Genomic DNA, 22,860 nt, shown 5'->3' with positions numbered 1-22,860 from the left:
CTTTTTTATCTAACCAATCAGCGGAAAACGAATCGCAATTGTTGTACCCTGCCCTGTCTCACTGCTAATACGGATAGAACCTTGGTGCTGATCGACGATCCAGTGTGCGATCGAAAGCCCTAAGCCCGCTCCTTGATCCCCTCTATCTCTTGCGGAATCTCCCTTATAGAAGCGATTAAACACGAGCGGCAAATCACGTTTTAGAATCCCCGCTCCATTATCCTGAACGATTATAAGAACCGACTTCCCCTGCTTGACGCATCCCAGATCAATTTGTCCATGCTCCTGCGTAAATTTAATAGCGTTGTCCAATAAGATCATGAACAACTGCCTGAGTCGATCCTCATCACCTTTATAGTAGAATTGCGAGTGCTTTACAGATAAAATACTTCCAGAAATAAATAAGTTGACTTTGAGAAATGAAAAATACATCGCCGGGGCGCTTTGGCCATATGGCGATGTATTCATGGTTCATATTGCTATCAATCTTTCCGATATTCCTCTTCCCCGTCGCAATCGGATTTTCCTCATAACTAAACCAATCGTTTCAACTAGGGAACACTCCACCTTCCTAGTGGGGTGAAAAAATCAGGGCACTCAACAAATAGAGCCCTGATTTCATTGAAGGGGTTATGTGCGGTAAAGTGAGTAAGATAAAATCTACAATTGATTTTATTTATTGTCCTTAAACTTACTCAAACTTGAAAAGTACCAGGCAACTTCATGAATATGTCTGAATCTGTAGCACGTCTACTTCTTGCATTTCTAAGCGCGTCTACATCTACTGTTGTAATAGATATGCCTTCAACTCCAGAACCAAATTGAGATAATATTTGTTTAACAGCTATTTTCCTTTTATCTTCCTCTAAGTATCTTATTGGTGCAAAAACACCACTTTCCCCAAATTGAGATACATTACTCATTACAACATACTGATAAAATCGGTGTGAATCGGCGATACAGCAATGTTTATAAAGAGATGCATCTGGATTATATGCTGAAATAAAAAGAATATCCAGAGGATCAATTTCGCCGGAAGGTATTGAATTTATTTTTTTCACTATATCAAAATGACTGTAATCATAACAAATTAATATACCAAATCGACCTAAGGATTCATGGTGGAATCTATATACAGAACTACCCTGCTCCATTTTGAATTTGGTATTTTTAGGTGTTAGCGCATCGTATTTAGAACGAGTTAGCTTCTGATATTCAAATATCTTCACTTTATTATTTCTAGCGGATGGAATGAAAATATTACATCTATTCTTGCCATTCGCATCTTCTAAAATATTAACATCTTTTTGCTCATCAAATTCAAAACCACCAATAATAATCGTATTAAATTTTAACGCGAAATCTTCAAGGTAATCTTGCATAGATTGTGGTAAAAATACTTCAGGGAAAATAAGAAAATCTACGCGCTCTTTAGTAATTTCAATTCGCTTTTTAAATGTATCCATTACAAATTTTAATTTCTCAATAAATTTACATGCATTAGGCGATGAAGAAAAATGGTAATAATGATTGCGGTAGTCATCTAACCCTATTGAGTTTAATTGTGCAACAGCAATGTTTATTTGACGAAGATCATCACTTCTTGTAGATTTATAATTTATAGAATTCAGATCGATTTCTTTAATAAAGTCAGGGGAATTAATGTAGTTTCTATAATTAGGTTGATGGCTTCTAAAATATTCAGGCGGTGAAATCAACTCATAAACAGAATCTTCTTTTATCGTATTGTGTAAGAAGTAGGCTTTAAAATCCCTTAAAGTACGAATGGGTAACTGATACTGGATGTGTGCAACTCCGTCCCCACTTGCATTAAACAGTTCCCCACCAACTGTAATACCCTCGCCCTTTTTACCTTTTCTTCTAATTGGCCCGTATATACCACTGCCACCATAATTAGAAATATTGGAAAGCAAAACAAAACTAAAAAGCCTATGAACATCAGAGAGTGCATATTCTTTATAAAGGCGAGTTGCAGGATTGAAAGAGGAAACAATTATAAAATCCAAATCTTCTCCTACAACTAAATCCATAACTCCCGCATCTGTATAGTCATGGCAATTTAAAACAGTAAACTTACCAAATGGTGAATGAAAAATATGTATAGATGATCCTCTTACTAAATCCCCATTCTTTTCTTTTCTATCTTCATCTTCGACTGAAAAAGAGATTTGATCATGAAATACAGGCTCTTCTGCTGGAGTAATAATAACGATTGAATTTGTATAAACGTTATGTTTTTTATAATAGCCTAATCTGGCGATAATAATTCGATTATATTTATTAGAATGTTCTTGAAACAAATCGATAGATACGCTATTCCCTGGATGCTCAGAAAGAATTAGAATATTTACGTCTGAAGATATCCTATCTAATGTTTTTTTCACTTCTTCTACATTATTCATTACTTCAATCTCATTCATTTCCAATTGCCCAGAATATATCCTATTATCTGTTCTTTTATCAATAAGATTTAACGGATATAATTCTTGGATTAAAGCTACATTGACCTTGTCTTGTAATATATCAAAATTTGAGATTTCAATTACATGATTGATTTTTTTAATTGGTCCAATCATTGGTATCTCCTTCCAAGTATATTATATTACCTTTTAAAAACCCCTCATTTTTACATTTATAATTCAAGGCTATTATACAGCATACACTACAATATACAGATAAGATAGAGAAGATCAGACGGATATCCAAGCCAAACAATTCACAGAAAGTTTTTCGACAATCAATTCTAAATTCATTAAATACTCTCAACTATTTAGAAGGTTATCCAGTGGATATTCTTGTAGTTGTGTAAAATAGCAACCCTGTCACACCAAAAGTCTTTCAAAATGAGCCACCTGCGACTTAGTTTGCATTGTTAAGCAGGAATCACATCTTCCAATTGTTTGGACAACAAGGAGCCACGAATATTTTTAAATTTTGATCCAAGAAAAATTAGATGTTTTGTTACAAATAAAGGTAAATGAAAATGATTTCTCGTAAACATTGTCTATAAACACCATACAATTTCTTTTATAGCTATTTACTTAAAAGCACTTCATTGATTCGGGTGGCAATTAAGCCCGCTCCTCTATCGACATTTGCTAGAACGTGAAGTTCCGCCTTCATCTCAGGGTAATAAGAAGATTGCATGACAACACCGGGATCTCCTCCCATGACAAAATACTTGAATATTTCGTTGTTTATCATTGTAATCCATACTCCGTAGCCATAATGGATAAACTCACTATCTTGAACGTGCGGGGAAAGTATTCGTTCCGTTAAGCTTTTTGATAATAATTGATTTTTCATTAACGAACTCCAAAATTTAGATAAATCATATACCGTTGTATACGCCCCTCCATCGGGTCCACCTACAATTGGAATGGAGTAAATGTTGGTTTTCCAATTATCATCGTTGCCAACATAGCCAATAGCGGTACGTTCAGGTAACTGATTCATGTGATAATATCCTGAATCATTCATTTCACAAGCTCGAAAGATATTTTCTTCGACATAATCGTTAAAACTTAATCCCGTTAATTTTTCAACTATTAAGCCAAGTACAATAAATCCAGCGTTACTGTATGAAAACTGAGTTCCGGGTTCAAACTTCATAGGATTATTCCGAAACAATGGCAGAAAACTCTTTGGTGAATTAACATTATACATCGGCACTGTTTTCCAAAGACTTTCATAGTCTGACATGAATTCTTCATCGAAGTAATCAGGAATACCGGAGGTATGGGTTAGTAAATGATGCACTGTAATTGTTGGATCAAATTGATTTAGATTAAGTTCTAAATCGCATAATTTTGTGTCAAATTCTAAAAGCCCTTTTTGAACAAGCTGACAAATAGCAATTGCGGTAAATATTTTACTGCCAGATGCTATTCCAAATCTTGTATTCGGTCTATTTTTAATCTTGTCGCTTCGATTAGCAAACCCATAACTATTTTCAAACTTTGTTTCATCCTCAGCCCTAAATAAAATGGCACCCGAAAACTGCATTCGTTGATTTTCTTCTTGGTTATGTTTCTTAACTATTTCATTGAAATCCATATTTGACCCACCTCAATTATTACCTTCTGAACTGAGTGTAGAAAAAATTCTGACCCAGTGATATAGCTAGAACAATTATATGTGTCTTATACACAATAAGGCTCGACAGTGCAAACAACTGTCGAGCCTCTACTTAAATTATTTATTTGAATAGACAATTTAAAATTGCATATTGATGGAGGCGAGGGGAGTAAAACCCCTGTCCGAAAATCACACAAAACTTCTTACCCTTCCCCCGTCGCCACCGGATTCTCCTCATACGAAGTCCAATCGCTCCAACTCCCCACATAAAGCTTCACATCGGTATACCCGGCTTCCGTCAGCGCAAGCACATTGGGACAAGCCGTAACCCCTGCTCCGCAATAGACAATAATCTCCCGATCTAGCGGAATCGACTTAAAGCGTTCGCGCTGATGAGCAGCGTCAAGGAACACACCCTCTGGAGAGCCGTCCTCCCAATAGTGATTAATGGCGCCCGGAATGTGGCCGGCTTTCAAATACTTTGACGTATCCTCGCCTGTGTAACGCCCGTGAATGCGCGAATCTATCAGTACACGATTCTCAGCACCGATCCCGGCCCTTACTTCCTCTATTGTCACTTGAAGACTATCATTCACGCGTGGAACAAACTTCTTCGCAGCAGGTAGAGCGATCTCCGTTGTAACAGGAAATCCGCCCGCCTGCCAGCCCGAGAAGCCATCGGCCAGCAGCTTCACCCGTTCATGCCCAGCATGCTTCAGCATCCACCATAACCGTGAAGCGATACTGCCCCCTTGATCGTCGTAAACAATAACTTCCGTATGTTCATCAATGCCTGCTTGGCCCAGCTTACGAGCAAATAGATCTGCTTCAGGCAACGGGTGCCCACCGCCATGCTCCTCCTTGGGACCCGAGAGATCATGGTTCAAATCGAAAAAAACCGCCCCGGGAATATGCCCGAGCCGATACGCTTCCTCTCCCGCCGACGGCTGACCCAGCACGAATCGCACATCTGCGAATACCGTGTTCGAATCATGAAGCCGCTCATAAGCTTCGGAGGCGGAAATTAAATAAGACATTGGCGTTAACCCCCAATAGGTAAAATAAGTTCGGTAATATAATTGTCGCTGACCGTCGTGCTCCATGGGTCGATAATATAACGCTCATAGGAAGCCCCTTGCAGCGGTATGCCTTGCTCCTTTGCCCAATCCTGGACTTTGCCGTAGGTGTCGGAGATGGTCCGGTAATCGCCTTTATGGACGACGCTTAACGCCTCGAAGCCGCCGACCTCTGTCGTCATCGCTTCATTCGTCTCCTCTTCGATGACAGCAGTGTAGCAATCGACTCCTGTGAAGGTATGATGAATACGCTGATCGACATTATCGAAATACAGCATGAACGGCCCATAGGCGTAAATGTTATTTTTGTTGCATATTTCAACCAGCAAGTTGCTGTACAAAAATTCGATATCGACGGTTTGCGATTTCTCCAGCTCATAATGGAACTTTAAGGTCCGATAGCGGGGAACGCTCGAAATTTCAATCTTATTTTCCCCTGTTGGTTCGGCAAGCAATGTCTCGCCCTGTTCCAACAGCCGCTGCCACTCCTTAATCGCAAAATGCTTCTTCTGCAGCTCCGCCATCTGCTTCTCAACGATAAGCAGCTCCTTGGCCATATAATCTTCCAGCACGTCGAAATTAGACCGCTCCAGCATCCGGCTAATGTCCTCCAGCTTAAAGCCCAGCTGTTTATAATATTTGATGACGGGTATTTTCCTCATGCCTTCGATGGAATAGTAACGGTAGTTGGTTTCAGGTGCGATCCGCTCGGGCTTCAGCAGGCCGATATCATCATAATAGCGAAGCGTCCGAATGGGAATATTGCATAGCTTCGCTACCTCCCCAATGGTATACCATTTCATGCTGAGCCCCCCTTTTTTTGACCAATTGACCAACCCGCTCTACAAAAGCCCTTTAATCGCTTCCTTCATCATTAACAGCTCAGGATTCAGCAGCCTTCCCGGCTTGTTGCTGCGGTCGAATTCAACCGAAATCTCTTCCTTCACGACCCCCGGCCTCGATGACAGCACATAAATCCGGTCCGACAGCAAAATCGATTCCTCAATATCATGCGTTATAAAAAGAATCGTAACCCCAAGCTCCTTCTGCACCTCAAGCAGCCATGTTTGCATTTTCCCCTTCGTTATAGAATCCAATGCGCCAAATGGCTCGTCCAGCAGCATAATTTCTCCGGAAGCAAGGAAGGTGCGCAAAAAGCTTGCACGCTGCTTCATTCCGCCAGACAGCTGGCTCGGATACCGGTGCTCATAGCCTCTAAGCCCGATCCGGTCAATCAGTGCATCCGCCTTCGCCCTGGAAGCCTTCTTATCGAAACCCTTCAAGTCCAGCGGCAGCACGATATTGTCGAGTACAGTCTTCCATGGCAGAAGCAGATCCTTCTGCTGCATATAGCCGATTTCCCCGTTCACATGCAGCGCTCCCTCATCGGACGGTACAAGTCCCGTGATGATATTGAACAGGGTACTTTTTCCAGAGCCGCTTGGTCCAAGAATCGATACGAACTCGCCTTTGCTGATGTTCAATGAGACTTTATTCAGTATCTCCGCAGATCCGTAAGACTTGCTAATACGGTCCAGCGTAATCAAGGCTTCATCGCCGGAAGAAGCCGGCACTTTCTTTTCCAATACCGCTCTATCCTGCATGGCAACCTCCGCTATTTCCAGTGAGTTGTTTTTTTGGCCACATAGTTAATCACATAAATGAAGGCGACACTGACGATGACGATGACCAAAATCGCCGCAAACACTTTATCCAGCGCATAAGCATTTTTAGTCCGTACCATGTAGACGCCGATCCCTTTCGTTCCGCCCTGCCATTCACCGATAATCGCCGCCATAATCATATAGGTTGCCGCGATTTTGAGCCCGGAGAACAGATTGACAAGCGCATAAGGAAACTTCAAATGAATGAACGTCTGCAGCTTAGATGCTTTATAGGAATGAAATAAATTCAAGTAATCTTTGTCTACCTTCTCGAAACCGTCCACCAGACTAATACAAATGGGGAAAAAGCACACCATAACGATAATAAGAATTTTCGGCAAAATTCCAAACCCAAACCAGACGATAAGCAGCGGAGTAAGGGCGATGGTCGGAATGGTCTGAGAGACGATCAGAATCGGATAAATCGACTTCTTCACGACCTGGAAGCTGTCCATCAGAATGCCCAATACGAACGCCAAAGCGATCGATAGCGCAAAGCCAAGGACCGATTCGTACAGCGTCGTGCCTACATGGCCTGCAATAGCGCCAAAGTCGCTAACGAGCGCATTCACCGTGTCCAGCGGAGAAGGCAAAATATATAAGGGAATATGGGCCAGAGTAACAATCAGCTGCCACAGAATGACCGCAAGGAAAAGGGTAGCGATCGGATATATCCTCTGGTCCAGTTTCTTCAGTCTATTCATACGTAAGTCACGCCCTTAGTCGCATTGCTTTCATGTTATTCATTCAATATACTATAATTCCGATATGATTAATAATAAATTAACAACATCCCGCTATTCTGTCAACGGATAATCTCCGCCATTCTAGCTTTGAATGCCATATCGCTGCTCCAGAAAAGCAAGTAATTGCTGACCGGTTGGGCTTGCAAACCATTTCGCATGTCCCAACAAGAAGGTGTCATAGGCAATATCCGCATTGGAGACTGAACCAACAATCCCGGTAAAATAATCAATTTCCGACAATGCAAACTCCGCATGTACCAGAGGAAGCATCGCTACAAGCGCTGCCGCCTCTTCACTCCTGAGCGGGCGGATCGTTTCATAGCCGTTCAGCAGCGCTTCTAGCTGTTCATAATGAACGACATTCTGGCAGTCGCTCTCTTCCAAGGCAAGCCATTCAATCGCATTGCGCTCAATAGCGGTTGCCAGATCATAGACCGCATTCGTCCGGTCTGCGAGGCCAAAATCCAGAATCGTCTCCACACGCGACGTTCCTCCGGTAAGCTCCGCATCGCTCCACAGCAGATTGGAGGCATGCCAGTCATTATGGGTCCAGAGCGGTTCGAGCTCTCCAAGCCATGGCTCAAGGCGGGAGAAGAGCGGCATAAACACCGTCTCCAAATCCTGCTCCCAAGGCCGATTGCGGATATAATCCGATAACGCCTTCCTTTGACCGATGTAAGCAGCCATCGCCGCTCGCGGATCAGCCGATCCGAAGATCGAGAAGCTGGACACCAGCTGACGACCCGCTCTTGGCGGGGCGTCGTAGCCCTCGGCAGCAAGATGAACTCGTGCTAATGCGTCTCCGGCTGCATAAGCATGAGCCTCCGAAAGAAATGGGCTCCAAGAGACGGCATCACGGTACAAGTCGACGCCCTTGGCTAACCGGTGTATTTCGTAGGTCCATTCCCCGATTTCAAAGGCAGTCTGCCCACTTGCTCCGGTTATGATATCGCTGACCGGAATTCCCCGATCCCGCAAATGCCGGATCAGCCGGTGCTCTTCTGTCAGTCCGGCCTTATCCCGGACGGAATGATGATGCCTTTTAATAAATAACGATTCCGAAAATGTTGCCGCAATTGTCGCACTGGAGAACGGACGCGGACTGTGCCAAGTAAGCGCGGACGCCGGCTCCAAATCCGGATACCGGCTAAGAAGCTGGTTCGCCTCCTCCAGCGTAATTGGCGCCCAGTCCGGACGGACAAGCGTCGTTCCCATCCCATGCGCTTGTACTTCTGCCGCTTTGATCTCGCTCATCGTTATTCCCCCTGAGGCAGGAAGGCATTGGTATAGGCATTTTTCCAGCCATCGCGGTTCTTCAAGATGTCATGGTCGGCCAACCATTCTGCATAAGGTGCCATTAACTCCGTTCTCTGCACGCCCCATACGCCGTTATGCAGCCATGTTGGTGCAATAAGCGGCAGCGAACGTTCGACGAGACTGGCAGGGAAATAAGGAATAATGCGTTCATATAACGGTGCGGCCTTCAACGGCTCAGCCGCCAATGCCTGATAGCCCCGTGCCGTAGCCGCCAGAAATGCGCGTACTGTCTCCGGATCCCGCTTTGTTGCCTCTTCCTGTGTGCCAAGCAAATAACTGTGATAAGGCGGCGCGCCAATTTCGTCTACTGGCCATATGATTCGCTCTTCATCCGGAACTGCTGTATCCATTAGAATTTCCCACGCCCAATAGCTGCCGAAGGTCGCATCCGCCGCTCCTGCTGCAATAGCATCAGGGGTTAACTCACGTGCACCACTGTTTACAATAATAATGCCGTCCGGATCGCCTCCATCGGCTTTCACCAGCTGACGGATCATTGCCAGCCCTCTCGGCGTCGGATTCATCGCGACCCGCTTCCCGCTCAAATCAGCGGGACGCCGGATTCCGGTGCTGCGAACTGTCTGCACCGTCTCCATTCCGCGGTGGTTAATCGCTGCTACGCCGATCACGACAGGCAGTTTCTCCCGTTGTACGAGCAGCCGGTTGCTGGGGAAGATACCGAAATCAGCATCTCCTCTAGCCAGATACGCCAGTGTGTCTCCCCGTTCAGGGTCGTACACCGTAAATTCCACATCCAGACCCGCTTCCTTATACCAGCCCTGCTCACGGGCATAATAGAATCCGGCTGCATTCGTCCAAGGATAAAAGTACTCCAGCATCACTTTTACATTTTTCATACGGCAACATCCTTTTCTTTAAGGTCTGTTTCTTGGCATTCGGTTAGCCTATAAATTGTTTATCTAATGGTCTCCGGCTCGGCTCGGCGCCCGCTCACTTCGGTAAAAACTCATTAGTGAAAGCATCCTCCGGCTTCAAATCCGATTCCAATAGTCCTCTGTTCTTCAGAAACTGCGCGTAAGCGCTCCATACTTCCGTCTTCATCTGCCCCCAAGCAGGAGCATCCGCAATGTACTGAGCGGCTAGAAACTTCTGACTTTCCACAGCAAGCTGCTTGTCGATCTCCGGCGCATGCTTCAGCAGCAGCTCAGCGCTCTCCTCCGGATGATCAATGGCATACTGATAGCCCTCTTGTGTAGCCTTCAGAAACTTGCGCACTTTTTCTGGATCTTTGGCGATCGTCTTCGTCCCCGTGATCAGAATAGGTGTGTAATAATCTAGCGCAGGATCAAGATCCCTCGCCGGAATATAGGTCAAGTCAACGCCTTTGAGTTTGGCTTTCACGCCGGTCCAGCCTTCGAAAATCCATGCAAAATCTACATTTTTCAGCGTGGCGGCGAAGAAATCATCGTTGCCGATATCGACGTGCTTCAGCTTGCTGTAATCGGCTCCGTTCTTTTCCATAACGGCTTGAAGAATCGCTTCCTCAGAAGGGGAACCCCAGCCGCCGTAAAATTTGCCTTCGAAGTCTTTGACGCTTTGAATGTTTTTGCTCTTAGGCGCCGCAAAGCCGGAGGTATTATGCTGAATAATGGTCGCAACTGCCTTAATCGGCAGCGGATTTTTACTTGTTAATGCAAACGTAACGTCCTCTTGATAGCTAACGCCAAAATCGCCTTTCCCTGCTGCAATCAGAGTCGAGGTTGTGCCTTCGGACGGCTGCACAATTTCTACATCCAGCCCTTCATCCTTGTAGTAGCCCTTCTCGAGCGCAACATATAACCCGGTATGGTTCGTATTTGGCGTCCAGTCGAGAATGACTGTTGTTCGCTCCAGCCCTTTCCCTCCTGCATTCTCTTGCTTTGATTCATTGCTGCCGCAAGCGGATAATGCCGCTATGGACACCAGGCCCAGACTGAGCAGTAACAATAAGCTCCGTTTCATATCGCAATCCTTCCCCTCTCGTCGTTTCAAAAATAAATTCTATTCCGATAGATTTAATATGGTATGAAAAAATAATAACCCTCCATTCGACTGGAGGGTCAAGCGTTTTATTCGGTTTTATGCCAATATAGAAAGAGTTGGACTCATTATAATGGAATGCTAGACCACGCAGGAGGGAAAAACAGATGCATATTGCATTGCTGGATTGGGACAATACGCTGCACCGGGGCTATACGATATATAGTTTAGCAGATTATTTGCTGGAGCAAGGGCTCGTGACGCGCGGGCTGCTCCATCACTTTAAGGAGCTGGAGCAGCTTTATTTGACCGGAGGCATTTCCTATGCCGAATATACGGAGCGGACTTGTGAGTCATTCGCCCAAGCTTTGAGCGGCTGCTCCGCACTTCTATATAAAGAAGCAGTGCAGTCCTATCGCCCTCTTAATGAAGCTGCTTTATTTGAAGACGTCCATGCCTTATTTCGGTTGCTTAGAAAGTACAACGTCCATACCTATCTCGTAAGCGGAGCGCCATTTGATGTGCTGAACACCTATGCCGAGGAGTTCGGCCTTCGCGGTATATTCGCCTTTCAGCTCGAAGTGTCGGGCGATAAGCTGACAGGCCGTGTCTCCAGTAACTATGGACTGGACAAAGAGCGAATTCTAAGCCATCCACTCTTACAAGCTCCGGGTGCCGTTCACCTGCTCAGCATGGGAGACGCCGTTGCTGACATTCCGCTGCTTGATCACAGCCTTATTCCTATTGTTGTAGGGAAGCATCGGCTTGCCCTGCACCCGGATTCGGATACACTGCATTTTACCGGAGAGAAGTGGGATTTGGAGCTGCTGGAGAAGAGAATTAGAGGGATTAAGTCCGCAGTTTATAGAAAGTTAATAACTTAGAGACTGAAAAAGACTTGAATCTTCAGCTACTGGAGATTGTAAGATTTGAATTAGCTAGCAGCTAGCAGCTTACTCAAATTTGGAGGTTCAATCTTATGAGGTCTTTGGAAATTATATTTATTGTCATTAATATTTTGCTGACGGGCTGGCTTATTTTCGCTAAAAACAAGCCGCAGCGCTTTCTCCTAATCGGGTTCGGCGTTTCCGCCATCTTTATGCTGATACATGGAGTTATAGAGGGCATGCGCTTGCCAATGATTCCTGCTTATGTGCTGACAGCATTGCCTCTTATCCTTTTCGTAGTCAGATCATTATCCAAGTCGGGAAAAGAACGCACCGCCCGTAAAGGTTCAAAGCTGAAGCTTATCGCAATAACAGTGCTGGCGGTTATTTATTCAGCTGTTACCGTTGCACTGCCAATTCTGATTCCGGTATTCACCTTCGCCAAGCCGGCAGGTCCGTATAAAATCGGCACAGTCACCTATGATTGGAAAGATAATTCACGGGATGAAATTCTGACATCCGATCCGGATGACAAACGCGAGTTAATGGTACAAATCTGGTATCCTGCTGATGCCAAAGCAAAAGGAAAGAAACAAGCTTATCATACTAACGTCGATGCGTTCGCTGAGGGCTATAGTAAAATGTTTGGTTTCCCTAAGCTGCTGTTTACTTCTCTTGGCTATGTTAAAACGCATGCCATCAAGAATGCAGCAATCACTAATGCAGAGCCGTCCTTCCCGGTGCTCATTTTCTCACACGGCCTGACTGGAAATAAAATGCAGAACACCTTCCAGCTCGAGCAATTGGTTAGTCAAGGTTATATCATAGTCGGCATCGACCACACCTATAGCAGCACCGCTTCGATCTTCCCGGACGGTCGTGTGGCCGCTTTGCAGCTGCCGGAAATCAAAAAATTCTCCGATTTGGATAAAGCAAATGAACAATGGGTAGAAGATGCCAAATTTGTTCTGGATCAGGTGGAGCAGCTGGCGGCGAATGATCCGGAGAAACGTTTTACCGGCCGGATGGATATGAATAATGTCGGTATGTTCGGACATTCCTTCGGCGGAGCAACAAGCGTGCAAGTGTTAATGACGGATTCAAGAATTAAAGCGGCGATCAATATGGACGGAGCGTTGTATGGTGAGCTTCGTATTCCGGAAGAAGGGCTGAAGAAGCCGTTTATGATGATGAGTGCAGATTCCAGTGTAGAGAATTTGAAGAAGCCGACAGGCAACGAACTGGATATGTCGAAGGAAATTTGGCCGCGATTCGCACATATAACTACAGGCGGCAGCTACTGGCTGATTCTGAACAAGACGAATCACCTCAGCTTTACCGATATGGTTCTGTTCTCTCCGCTATTTCAATTGATGCAAGGAACCGATGTTCGAGAGGCATTAGGTCTCATTAACGATTATTCGCTGGATTTCTTCGATCATTATTTGAAAAACAAGCCATCAAAGCTATTAGAGCAAAATATCGGCGAACATCCGAAATTTACACTGCAAAAAGGTTAAAACACACCATACCAACAGCCCGGAAACCTAGCTTTCGGGCTGTTCGTTTTCTTGCTCGGATTGCATCTTTCTCCGCAAGTTTTGAATAAACACGTTATTTCCTTCTGCAAGCAAGTTTAACTGCGGATTCATAATGGCACACAACCGGTTGACACGATCAATAAGAGGCGTACTGGTTAACTCGACATGCTCCATATAAGCATTAAGGAACTCCAGGTTATAGATCGTTTGCTCCGTATTGCTATAAAGCGACAGCGACTCTTCAATAATTGCCTGAACCTCAGGGCTGTCGGCAGACTTTTTGTTCTCCAGCGCTTGGGTCAACCGGATATAAAACTGATCCAGCTTCTTAATCCACGTATCGGCATCATAACGGGGCTGAAGCTCTTTCACAATGAACGAGAAATCCGTGTTTTTTGTATCTTCAAGAAATTGCGGATCGTTGATAATTTCCTGCAGCTCATTCCAAGCGGCGATTTGTTGAGCGGTTGTTTTCTCTTGATTGACAATATATTTATTAAAGTAATGCAGCATCGGGCTCTGCCAGTCTGCAGGAACTCCGTTAAAGAGATCGCCAGCCTCCACTCTCTCCGCAATGAACCGGTTTCTTTTTTCAACATTAGACGCTTTGGCTTGGACAAGATCGTAAAGGTAGCGCATGGAATCCCCTTGTCCCTGCTTCGCTTGCTGTAGGATCGATATCATATTGGTTAGCGCGCTGGCCTGAATGGAGAGCGATTCAATCTGCCAGTCGAGTGCCTTGTCTACCGATAAGTCTCCAGAGAACAGCTGGCTAATTTCTTCAATGCTGAAATCCAGATAACGCAGCGTTGCGGTCAATTCCAAACGCCAAATATCTTCTGCCGTATAGAGACGATGGCCTCCCTCTGTATGACTCGAGGGCTTTACTAACCCGATCTCATCATAATAACGGATATTTCTGACCTTGGATCCAATCATTTTGGCTACTTTCCCAATTGAATAGGTTTCCGGCGCCATGTCGTCGTTTGAGTGCAAGAAATCCGCCTCCAAAATAATCAATTACGATCTTCAACTGCTGAAGATTCAATACAATTATACTGTGTGGAAGGGGTGATTGCCCAATAGTGCGGAAGCGACTTTAGGCAGTTACAGCGGACAACATTCATGTGGTAAAATATAAATGAAAAATTTTGGAAGTGATGTTCGGGAGGTACATGCCAATGAGTGATACTGCGAAGGGTCATCATAAGCACGGGCAGCTAGCGCATATCGATATGCTGCCGCTGTTCTCCACTACAGACAAGAACGAACAGATGACTTCACTCCTGCCGGGACATCGCATCGGACGTGTGGCTCCGGTGCTGCCGTGGCTGTTTGCAGCCACGATACTGTGGGCGCTGACAGGCTCTGTGCCGTTCGGTGCCCTGCTGGGCCTGGCGCCTACACCGGAGATCAGCAAGCTCCTCGGTCATCCTGTCACGGTGGGCGTCGCCGTGGTGCTGTTTTTCGTCGTAATCGGCGTGACTGGCGGAGTTTACTCACGAGGGGTCGAGCAATTCGGACAAATCAGAGTCGCCGGCCTGTTTGCGACGCTGGCGATCGCAGGGGGTCTCTTTGCAGGTGCGGGAGTCCTTCTGCTCTGGACGCTGACAAGCAATCCGTCACGTCCCTTCGACCTCGAAGCCATAGTTACTTCCCCAACAATTCCGCCAGAGCTCGGGGTAGTCGTCGGGGCTTGCTTCGCCCTCTTGGCCGCCTACATGCTCTTGAGGCTGCCCGTCTCAATCGCCCACGCCCGGCGGCGTCAGGCGGACATCCAGCGCCTTCGCGCGGAGGGCTCGTCATTCATCGGGACGTTGACCGCCATAAACTTCACTAACAGTTGGCTCTTGAATTACCCTATGTTCAAGGTAGAAGTAAGTTATATCTCGAGCGGTGCTCCTCGTGTCGTCTCAGCGCGCATGCGCACCACCGCCGACCGAGTTCCCGTCATCGGCACGAGCATGCTCGTGCTGACGGACGATCACGGAACTATCCTCGTGGAGTTAGACCCCTCCAATGAAGCAGCTTTCGAGCCGGACGCGGGTAAATACGCCGCACCGGACGGTTGATTTTACGGTCCTAAGTTGCAAAAAGTCACATCAGAATTTAATCTGATGTGACTTTTAATAACTTACTTTTTGAATAAATAATCCTATCGAATGACCTTCCAATCGATGCCGTTGCTCGATAGCAAAACACGCTTATCAGCGATGCCAAGCAGCATGTTTCCCGTTTGTGAGACGAACATTTTCGGCTTAGCTTAGTCGTTTTCCAATTCACCTTATCCGTGGACGTCAGCACGTTTAAGCGCATAACACCAGAAGCATACCAATATTAGATGAAAATCATATACTGCTTGCCAACCTTATACATCGGTGAGCGGTAATCGTTCGTCGGGAACAGATCAGGACGGCTCGACATCGTGAACGTAATACCGTTGGTTGATTTCAACGTATTCCCGTATGAATCGAATAAGATGATCGTTCCATTTGTAACAGGCTGTTCTTCCTCGTAGTAGTAATTAGGAATCGGCTTGTTATTAACGTACATCGAATCATAGAAAAAGCCTTTTTTGATTGCCCCGATTGCATCGTCTTCAAACAAGACGATCTACTAACCTGAAACTTCCTTCCTCACGACAGCTTCACCATGATTTCCTCCAAAACCCGCTTCACGAAATAACATAAACGCTACAATGCAATATTTATACTACTTCAGTGCTGTTTAAGCTTTTTACTGGGCCTCCCTATAAGGAATCCCCATACAAGCAGCCACAGTAGGCATATTAGATTTTATTCTTCTGCTTCACTATATTGTATATCATTTACTCCATCTCTTTTAAAATCGCAATATGAACCAAGAAAAACACAATTACTTATAATAGAAACTTTTTCAAAGTCCACTAATGTTAGATTAGCGTTTCGAAAATTCACGTTTATTAAGCTAGCATTATTAAAATCGGACATTGATAAATCAGATTCAGAAAAATTAATATTTGTTAATTTTGCATATTGGAAGTTACAATTTCTCAACATGGAATTTGTAAAATCAGTATCTGATAATTCAGCATCATTGAAAAGCACTGCTTCACTGCTTCTCCTTCTTTTGATTGACTTATTTATATTTACAGCACTAGTGTTATTGAAAATAGCTCCTGAAAAATCAGATTTGTATAATGAAGCATTATTAAGATTTACATTGTTAAATACTGATTGCTGCGCCTTTACATCTATTAACTCAGCGCCAAGCATCGTACTATTAGTAAAGTTTGCTTTCTTTAAAAGTGAGTAATTAAGTACTGTCCTAGTTAAGATTGCCTCTTCAAAGTTAGAGTTCACAGCATTAGCATAATGCATCTCTCCTGCTTCAAATCTTGTAAAAGAGAAGTCTGCTCTAAAAAGATCAGCAATATCTAAACATTGATTCGAAATGTCTAGGAACCTCAAATGTGACATAACATTTCCATTTATAGCATTTGAACGCTGTCCTGTAATCATCTTTAAAATATTACCAAATGTATTTTTAGCCCCCCAATCTATTTTAACAGGGGATTTAACTAGATTAGATGTTAAACTTAATAAAACAACCAATGTCTCATAAGTATTATTCGAGTATATTCTCTCATAACTAAACAAGGGCCTAGGATCAATTCTATCAACTGGAACATCATGCTTAATGCAATAATTAAGTAATTTCACCAACGATTTTTGAATTTCTAATAATTTTTCCTTAGTTAAATAACGTAACTCTCCATTAATGAAATTAATTAAATATTTATCAACCTTTGCAAATCCACATATAGAGATAAGATGTACAATTGATGTCTTATCGTCCCAACCATCATCCGGATCTTCTTTCCTTCTCAACATCATTCTACTAATTTGAATTAAAGATTGAATGATTCTCCTTGAGGTAAGATACTCTCCAAAACTCTTATGAGTGAATTCAAAAGTATTGTCTCCCGAATTATTTAACCCCGACTCTCTAAAATAGAATGCAGTTAATAGTCTCGTTACACCTTTGGCAGCATTTTCTTGAAATCTATTCAATAGTTCTTTTAATCCATTATTATTTATATAGTTTTCTATATCTTTGATAGTCGTTGTTCTACCTGCTCCATGCCAAGCAGATACAGCGATAACTTCTAAAATCCGAATAAACTGTTCCAATGTAGTGTCTTTGATTGAAGGATGCTTACTATTTGCCCAACCTCTCTCATACACTGCTTGTAATAAATCTTTATATATTTCATTAAGATTATTCTCCTTTCTAAAATCAATTTTATCTCGTACAAAGCTTAATGCCACCAAATAGTTAAGTAGCGGTTGAGATGTAATTTCCTCAAGATTCTTTCCCCTCAATGTATCTGGCATAGAATTGTAATTATTTCCACTTGCAAGCCCGTATAATTTCCACCAAATATCTCGCTGGTCACTTACCAAAAGATTATCCGGATCAGAATAACTATACTTGTGTAATTCACCTTTCTTAATAAAATAGGGAAGTATCTCAAGTATTTGCTTAGGACGCCTAAATTGTTCTTTATTTTGCTGAACACTAAGTTCTCTTCCTGTCATTATTACTTGTAACCTCAGTTCATTCATATTAAATCTATCAACTTTGCGCTGTACCTCTTCGATAAATTGTCCTGCTATTTCATTTGCTAATTTTCCTTGTTTAGATAATTCGTCCAATCCATCAAAGAAAATAATTAATTTTTCCTCTCCGTTTTGTGGGTCAAGGGGATTATGACCAAAGAATTTATCAAATTGAACAAATCTACCAACAGCATCTATTAAATCATCTGTCAATTCAAAATGGTGTAAGGGAATAAATAGAACCGGGACAGCTTGACTTTCAGTTAGTTTAGCGGCGTAAATCTTAGCAAAAGAAGATTTCCCTGAGCCTGGACCTCCACTAATAATTCGAATAGCATCATCTTTGTCATTAGTCTTTAACCAGAAATCTAGTTCTCTCTCTAAATCTACGACAACTCTACTATTTCGTTGAGGAGCAGAGAAATCTACATCTTCGCCATCTGCAACTTCAATAATCCTTTGATTATAATAGGCCCTTAGTGGTACAAATATTCTTTTCAAACTAAAAGTTTCATCAAACATTCTCTTTTCAGTTTCTTTACGTAAATATGCTGAATAACGAAACCATGATAATTCTCTCTCGTTAGCTTTCATAAATGGTGATTCAAAAAAATTGGCAATACTTTTATATTCGTCAGATTTACTTCTCCACTCCTCATGAAGAGCTAAGACAAAGTAACTAGGTAAACGTTCAACTATAGATTTTATTTGACTTTCATTCAGACCAAAGCCATCTAGCCATTGACCGAAGGGAATTGCAATATCATTTAATATTGTTAATGCTTTAGGATTTTCAAAAAAATTCCGTTCAACCTTAAAAGTTTTATTCTCTAGAGAAAAATCAATTCTAAGAATCACGGCTTCTAAATCAACTTCTGTTTCATTTAAGGTTTCATTACTCTCTTCTACTAAGTTTGATATGGCTTTAGATAGTGAACGATATATTAATAACCAAGTAATTTGATTAATATCCTTTTCAAGCCCAAGTGCAAGTAGTGCCTCATAACTATTACTCACAACTTCCTTAGAATCCAAAAATACTCCACCAACTACTGCTTTTCCTAGAAATCTGAAAAAATCACTAAAATTCACTTTCATAGAAGAGTTTAATACTGCAATAGGCTTACTAATTATTAGAGATTCCATTTAAAAGCCCCCCTGTCTAATTCATTTTCATATAGTTAATATTAACATAATATGGAATGAAGTATGACTAGAAACTTTGAAGCATTAAAACTACTTATACTCCTCATGTAAAACTTTGAATAGACTTTTTGCCACAAGCTTTGCCTGTCAAGAAGAGACCATCTTTCTCCGTCACAAAAGCGATATTCGAGAATATAGTAGCCTGCTCAAGGCTCACCATATTGAACTGGAATTGATGCTGCATTTCGGGACTAGTCACTAGCTCCCACACAGGAAGAAGAAATTAAACTTGGCTTCCTCAACACCTAGGACGACTCAATACAGAAATTTTAGATAGAGCTATGTAAAACAATTGGCACAACGAAAAAGCCGTTACGTCTTCTTATAGAAGGTCAACGGCTTTCTCATCATCTCATATGATCAAGAAACTTTGGTAATTACTATTACAGCTTCTCCCCAATCTCCTCCAGAACCCGCTTCACGAATTCATCCGCCGGCTGCTGTCCCAGATCGCCTTCCTCCCGCTTCCTGACCGACACCATTCCCGAGCTCTGCTCCGATTCGCCAAGCACAAGCATGTACGGCACTTTCTCTAACTGAGCTTCGCGAATTTTGTACCCCAGCTTCTCCGTCCGCATATCGATCTCAACGCGAATCCCTGCCTCCAGCAGCTCCTGCTTCACCTCGAGCGCATAATCATTATAGCGGTCGGAGACCGGCAGCAGCTTCACATGCACAGGCGCCAGCCAGAGCGGGAATGCCCCGCTATAGTGCTCCGTCAATATGCCCATGAAGCGGTCGATTGAGCCGAATATCGCGCGGTGGATGACGACTGGCCGGTGCTTCTGATTGTCCTCCCCAATGTAAGAGAGATCGAATTTATCCGGCATCTGAAAATCCAGCTGAATCGTGCCGCACTGCCAACTGCGCTTTAACGCATCCAGGATGTGAAAATCGATTTTAGGGCCGTAGAACGCGCCGTCCCCTTCGTTCAGCACATAGTCGATTCCCCGTCTGTCGAGCACATTTTGCAGAGAAGCTTCCGCTTGGTCCCATAATTCCGGCGAGCCCATAAAATCAGCAGGCCTTGTCGACAGCTCCAGTGTGTAGGCGAAGCCAAACACCTCGTACATCTCTTCGATCAAGGCGATAACTCCGTTAATTTCCGCTTCGATCTGATCCGGGCGGACGAATAAATGAGCATCATCCTGACAGAATGTCCGCACGCGCATCATGCCGTTCAAAGCACCGGAATATTCATGACGGTGCACTTGGCCAAACTCCGATACACGGATCGGCAGCTCCCGGTACGAATGCAGGCTGTTTTTGTAGATAAGCATATGCCCCGGGCAGTTCATCGGCTTGAGCGCAAACGTCGTCTCATCCACTTTCGTGAAATACATATTGTCCTTGTAGTGATCCCAATGTCCCGACTGCTCCCACATCCGATTGTTCATCATCAGCGGCGAGCGTACTTCAACATAGCCCCGCTTCTTCTGCAGCTGGCGGGAGAAGTCCTCCAGTTCCGTCCGGATCGTCATCCCATTGGGCAAATAGAAAGGCATGCCCGGCGCCTCTTCGGAAAACATAAACAGCTCAAGCTCCGCACCGAGCTTCCGGTGATCCCTCTTCTTCGCTTCCTCCAGCGCGTGCAAATGCTCCTTCAGCTGCGCTTCCTTCGGAAATGCCGTACCGTAAATCCGCTGCAGCATTTTGTTGTTGGAGTCGCCCCGCCAATACGCCCCCGCTACACTAAGCAGCTTGAAAGCACGGATTCGTCCAGTGGACGGAAGATGCGGCCCCCGGCACAAATCGCTAAACTCGCCTTGGTCATAAATCGTGAGTACGGCATCTGCCGGCAAATCGCGGATCAGCTCCAGCTTGAGCGGGTCCTCTAACTCTCCGAAAAAGGCTAGTGCCTCCTCCCGGCTCACCACCCGGCGCTGAATCGGCAAATCCTGATCCGCTATTACCCGCATTTCCGCCTCTATAGCGGCCAGATCCTCAGCAGATAACGACTGAGCCATGTCGATGTCATAATAAAAACCGTCCTCGATGACCGGGCCAATCCCCAGCTTTACGGCCTTTTGCCCATAAATCCGCTTTAGCGCTTGCGCCATCAGATGAGCCGTGCTGTGCCTGTAAATTTCAAGACCTTCTTGGCTGTCTAGCGTAATGATCTCGATTCTGCTATCCGCCTCGATCGGCCTGTTGAGGTCAACCGAAACACCGTTTATTTTGCCCGCAACGGCCCTCTTCCCTAACCCCGGGCTTATCGACTCCGCCACTTGGGCGAGGGTCGTCCCTTGGACATACTCCTTTACTTTTCCGTCCGCCAACGTAATCTGGATTCCCACAATAAAAACCTCCTTGGATTTTTTTGAACGCAAAAAAACGCATCTCTTCCCACATAGGGACGAGTGCGTTCAGCTCGTGGTTCCACCCTCATTCGATTTGCCCGGGCCACCTGAACATACAGTCAGCATGACACGCAACAAATCCTTCGGTATCCGGTAACGGGGATAACACGGTAATGATTACTGCCGGGCATACAAATCCGCAGGTTCACCATCACAGCTGCAAAGGGGTAATTGCCATCCGGTCGCAGTAGAGGCTCTCAGCTTTCGCCCCTCTCTCTGTACAGCCCTTGACGGAAATCATGTCTTTGGTCTTCGCCTGATCTATAATGTCACCCATTATAGCCGCGGTTACCCGCTAGAGTCAATTGGCATTTTTACGGTTCTGAATTTGCCGGACAGCTCCTTAATCCCTTGAAGCCTCGTAAAGTCTCTGTGCCAGCAGCGCCGGCTGCGTACGAAAGAAGGTCATATGATCGCCATGTGATTTAATTAAGCGAAACACCCCGAGACGGCTCGACATATGGGGGTGCCAGCCATAGCCTTCCCCTTGCGGCAGGACATTATCCTCTGTCAAATACAAATAGCTGCGCGGTATTTGCAAACGGAAAAATGTCTTCAAATCGAGCTCCTCGAACAGCGGCTTAGCGGGTTCTGGGCGAATCTCGCTATACAGCTGGAAAGCAAGGGCATGGTCAGCCAAATTGACAAAGGTTTCTCGAAACAACGAGAAGGGCAGCATAATCGTATCTTCCGCCGACATTTCTCTCAATTGCGTGAACGCCTCTTGTACCGGGGGAGGGAGCTGATCGGCTAGTGACTGGCCGTCGGCCACCACGAATCCGTCCACAAATACGAGCCGTTTGATCCGGTCGGGCACCAGTTCAGCCACCTTCTGAATCACCGATCCTCCGAAGCTATGGCCGACAAGAATAATATCATGCAAGTTATGAGCAATAATAAAATCCACCACCGCTCTTGAAATCATCGCATGTGTCACATTCGTATCCGGGTCGCTTCCGTGTCCCGGGTATTCCGGCGCATAAACGATATGGCCTTGCCTTCGAAGCTCGGCGGCCACACCGTTCCAGAAACTAGCGTTCGCCCAAGAGCCATGCACAAGAACAAACGTCAGAGGCTGCACAGCTTCTCGAGGCAGCATCGGATAATAACCGTGAACGCCGGGCTGCGCGTGCACAAACGGCCGGCCCCCTGTCTGGCCGTTCATATACCCGTCACCTCTGCCAGCAACAGTTCCATAAGGCTGATTTATTACGTATCCATCCATGTGGAATTTCCTTTCTCGAATAACGCGATTATTAGCCTAGTTTATGATAAGAATGGGCAATCGGTTCATATACTTCCAGCCCTTAAACCATGTGTGATTATGTGCAAAAAAATAAAGAGTGTCGGTGACAGAAAGACCTCCAACACTCTCTATTTCATA

Annotated in this window: 19 protein-coding genes; 3 read left to right on the top strand and 16 right to left on the bottom strand. The window is 44.5% G+C overall.

All coding sequences use genetic code 11. From position 1 onward, the window contains the following. Positions 1-9: 9 nt before the first annotated feature. From ACFVVF_RS21575 to ACFVVF_RS21530, 10 genes are all read right to left on the bottom strand, one after another. Positions 10-432 (bottom strand): sensor histidine kinase, encoded by a 423-nt coding sequence (locus ACFVVF_RS21575; protein WP_387814305.1) that lies wholly within the window; start codon positions 430-432, stop codon positions 10-12. A 263-nt stretch (positions 433-695) separates the two neighbouring features. Then, positions 696-2,597, bottom strand: a complete 1,902-nt coding sequence (locus ACFVVF_RS21570; RefSeq protein WP_387814093.1) for a carbon-nitrogen hydrolase family protein — start codon at positions 2,595-2,597, stop codon at positions 696-698. A 457-nt stretch (positions 2,598-3,054) separates the two neighbouring features. Then, positions 3,055-4,077, bottom strand: coding sequence for a serine hydrolase domain-containing protein (locus ACFVVF_RS21565; protein WP_387814091.1), 1,023 nt, complete (start codon positions 4,075-4,077; stop codon positions 3,055-3,057). A gap of 224 nt (positions 4,078-4,301) precedes the next feature. Beyond that, positions 4,302-5,135 carry a sulfurtransferase gene (locus ACFVVF_RS21560; protein ID WP_387814089.1) on the bottom strand — a complete coding sequence of 278 codons (834 nt, stop codon included), beginning with the start codon at positions 5,133-5,135 and terminating at the stop codon, positions 4,302-4,304. A 5-nt stretch (positions 5,136-5,140) separates the two neighbouring features. Continuing rightward, the gene (locus tag ACFVVF_RS21555) at positions 5,141-5,977 is read right to left on the bottom strand and encodes a MerR family transcriptional regulator (RefSeq protein ID WP_387814087.1); all 837 of its coding nucleotides are present in this window, start codon (positions 5,975-5,977) and stop codon (positions 5,141-5,143) included. A 39-nt stretch (positions 5,978-6,016) separates the two neighbouring features. Continuing rightward, entirely contained in the window at positions 6,017-6,778 is a 762-nt protein-coding gene (locus ACFVVF_RS21550; RefSeq protein WP_387814085.1) for an ABC transporter ATP-binding protein, read from the bottom strand. An 11-nt stretch (positions 6,779-6,789) separates the two neighbouring features. Then, positions 6,790-7,542, bottom strand: coding sequence for an ABC transporter permease (locus ACFVVF_RS21545; protein ID WP_387814083.1), 753 nt, complete (start codon positions 7,540-7,542; stop codon positions 6,790-6,792). 123 nt (positions 7,543-7,665) lie between these two features. Further along, positions 7,666-8,838: a phosphotransferase enzyme family protein gene (locus tag ACFVVF_RS21540; protein WP_387814081.1), complete on the bottom strand. Its 1,173-nt coding sequence runs from the start codon at positions 8,836-8,838 to the stop codon at positions 7,666-7,668. A gap of 2 nt (positions 8,839-8,840) precedes the next feature. Beyond that, positions 8,841-9,758 (bottom strand): ABC transporter substrate-binding protein, encoded by a 918-nt coding sequence (locus ACFVVF_RS21535; RefSeq protein WP_387814079.1) that lies wholly within the window; start codon positions 9,756-9,758, stop codon positions 8,841-8,843. A gap of 94 nt (positions 9,759-9,852) precedes the next feature. Beyond that, complete coding sequence (locus ACFVVF_RS21530) at positions 9,853-10,863, bottom strand: ABC transporter substrate-binding protein (protein ID WP_387814077.1); 1,011 nt, start codon at positions 10,861-10,863, stop codon at positions 9,853-9,855. A 185-nt stretch (positions 10,864-11,048) separates the two neighbouring features. Here ACFVVF_RS21530 and ACFVVF_RS21525 point away from each other — a divergent pair, with 185 nt between their 5' ends. Together ACFVVF_RS21525 and ACFVVF_RS21520 are read left to right on the top strand one after the other, a co-directional pair. Further along, positions 11,049-11,765: an HAD family hydrolase gene (locus tag ACFVVF_RS21525; protein WP_387814075.1), complete on the top strand. Its 717-nt coding sequence runs from the start codon at positions 11,049-11,051 to the stop codon at positions 11,763-11,765. Positions 11,766-11,860: 95 nt separating this feature from the next. Next, complete coding sequence (locus ACFVVF_RS21520) at positions 11,861-13,288, top strand: alpha/beta hydrolase family protein (RefSeq protein ID WP_387814073.1); 1,428 nt, start codon at positions 11,861-11,863, stop codon at positions 13,286-13,288. Between the two features lie 27 nt (positions 13,289-13,315). Here the strand turns inward: ACFVVF_RS21520 and ACFVVF_RS21515 are convergent, their stop codons facing one another. Continuing rightward, positions 13,316-14,305 (bottom strand): MerR family transcriptional regulator, encoded by a 990-nt coding sequence (locus tag ACFVVF_RS21515; protein WP_387814071.1) that lies wholly within the window; start codon positions 14,303-14,305, stop codon positions 13,316-13,318. 185 nt (positions 14,306-14,490) lie between these two features. On the opposite strand from ACFVVF_RS21515, the gene ACFVVF_RS21510 reads away from it, so the two are divergent. Then, a complete protein-coding gene (locus tag ACFVVF_RS21510; RefSeq protein ID WP_387814069.1) occupies positions 14,491-15,381 on the top strand; it encodes a hypothetical protein in 891 nt (296 codons plus the stop codon). A gap of 265 nt (positions 15,382-15,646) precedes the next feature. On the opposite strand, the gene ACFVVF_RS21505 is transcribed toward ACFVVF_RS21510, so the two are convergent. The 5 genes from ACFVVF_RS21505 to ACFVVF_RS21485 all read right to left on the bottom strand — a co-directional run bounded on the left by ACFVVF_RS21505 (position 15,647) and on the right by ACFVVF_RS21485 (position 22,701). Next, the gene (locus tag ACFVVF_RS21505) at positions 15,647-15,916 is read right to left on the bottom strand and encodes a hypothetical protein (protein ID WP_387814067.1); all 270 of its coding nucleotides are present in this window, start codon (positions 15,914-15,916) and stop codon (positions 15,647-15,649) included. A 188-nt stretch (positions 15,917-16,104) separates the two neighbouring features. Beyond that, positions 16,105-19,056, bottom strand: coding sequence for a pentapeptide repeat-containing protein (locus tag ACFVVF_RS21500; protein ID WP_387814065.1), 2,952 nt, complete (start codon positions 19,054-19,056; stop codon positions 16,105-16,107). Between the two features lie 443 nt (positions 19,057-19,499). Further along, positions 19,500-21,413: a threonine--tRNA ligase gene (gene thrS, locus ACFVVF_RS21495; protein ID WP_387814063.1), complete on the bottom strand. Its 1,914-nt coding sequence runs from the start codon at positions 21,411-21,413 to the stop codon at positions 19,500-19,502. Between the two features lie 214 nt (positions 21,414-21,627). Further along, positions 21,628-21,753, bottom strand: a complete 126-nt coding sequence (locus tag ACFVVF_RS21490) for a hypothetical protein (RefSeq protein WP_387814061.1) — start codon at positions 21,751-21,753, stop codon at positions 21,628-21,630. 66 nt (positions 21,754-21,819) lie between these two features. Continuing rightward, positions 21,820-22,701, bottom strand: coding sequence for an alpha/beta fold hydrolase (locus ACFVVF_RS21485; protein ID WP_387814059.1), 882 nt, complete (start codon positions 22,699-22,701; stop codon positions 21,820-21,822). Positions 22,702-22,860: the final 159 nt, after the last annotated feature.

The sequence above is a fragment of the Paenibacillus sp. NPDC058174 genome, from assembly GCF_042883865.1.
Classification (GTDB): Bacteria; Bacillota; Bacilli; order Paenibacillales; family Paenibacillaceae; genus Pristimantibacillus.
This window is presented reverse-complemented; position numbering and strand designations above follow the sequence as displayed.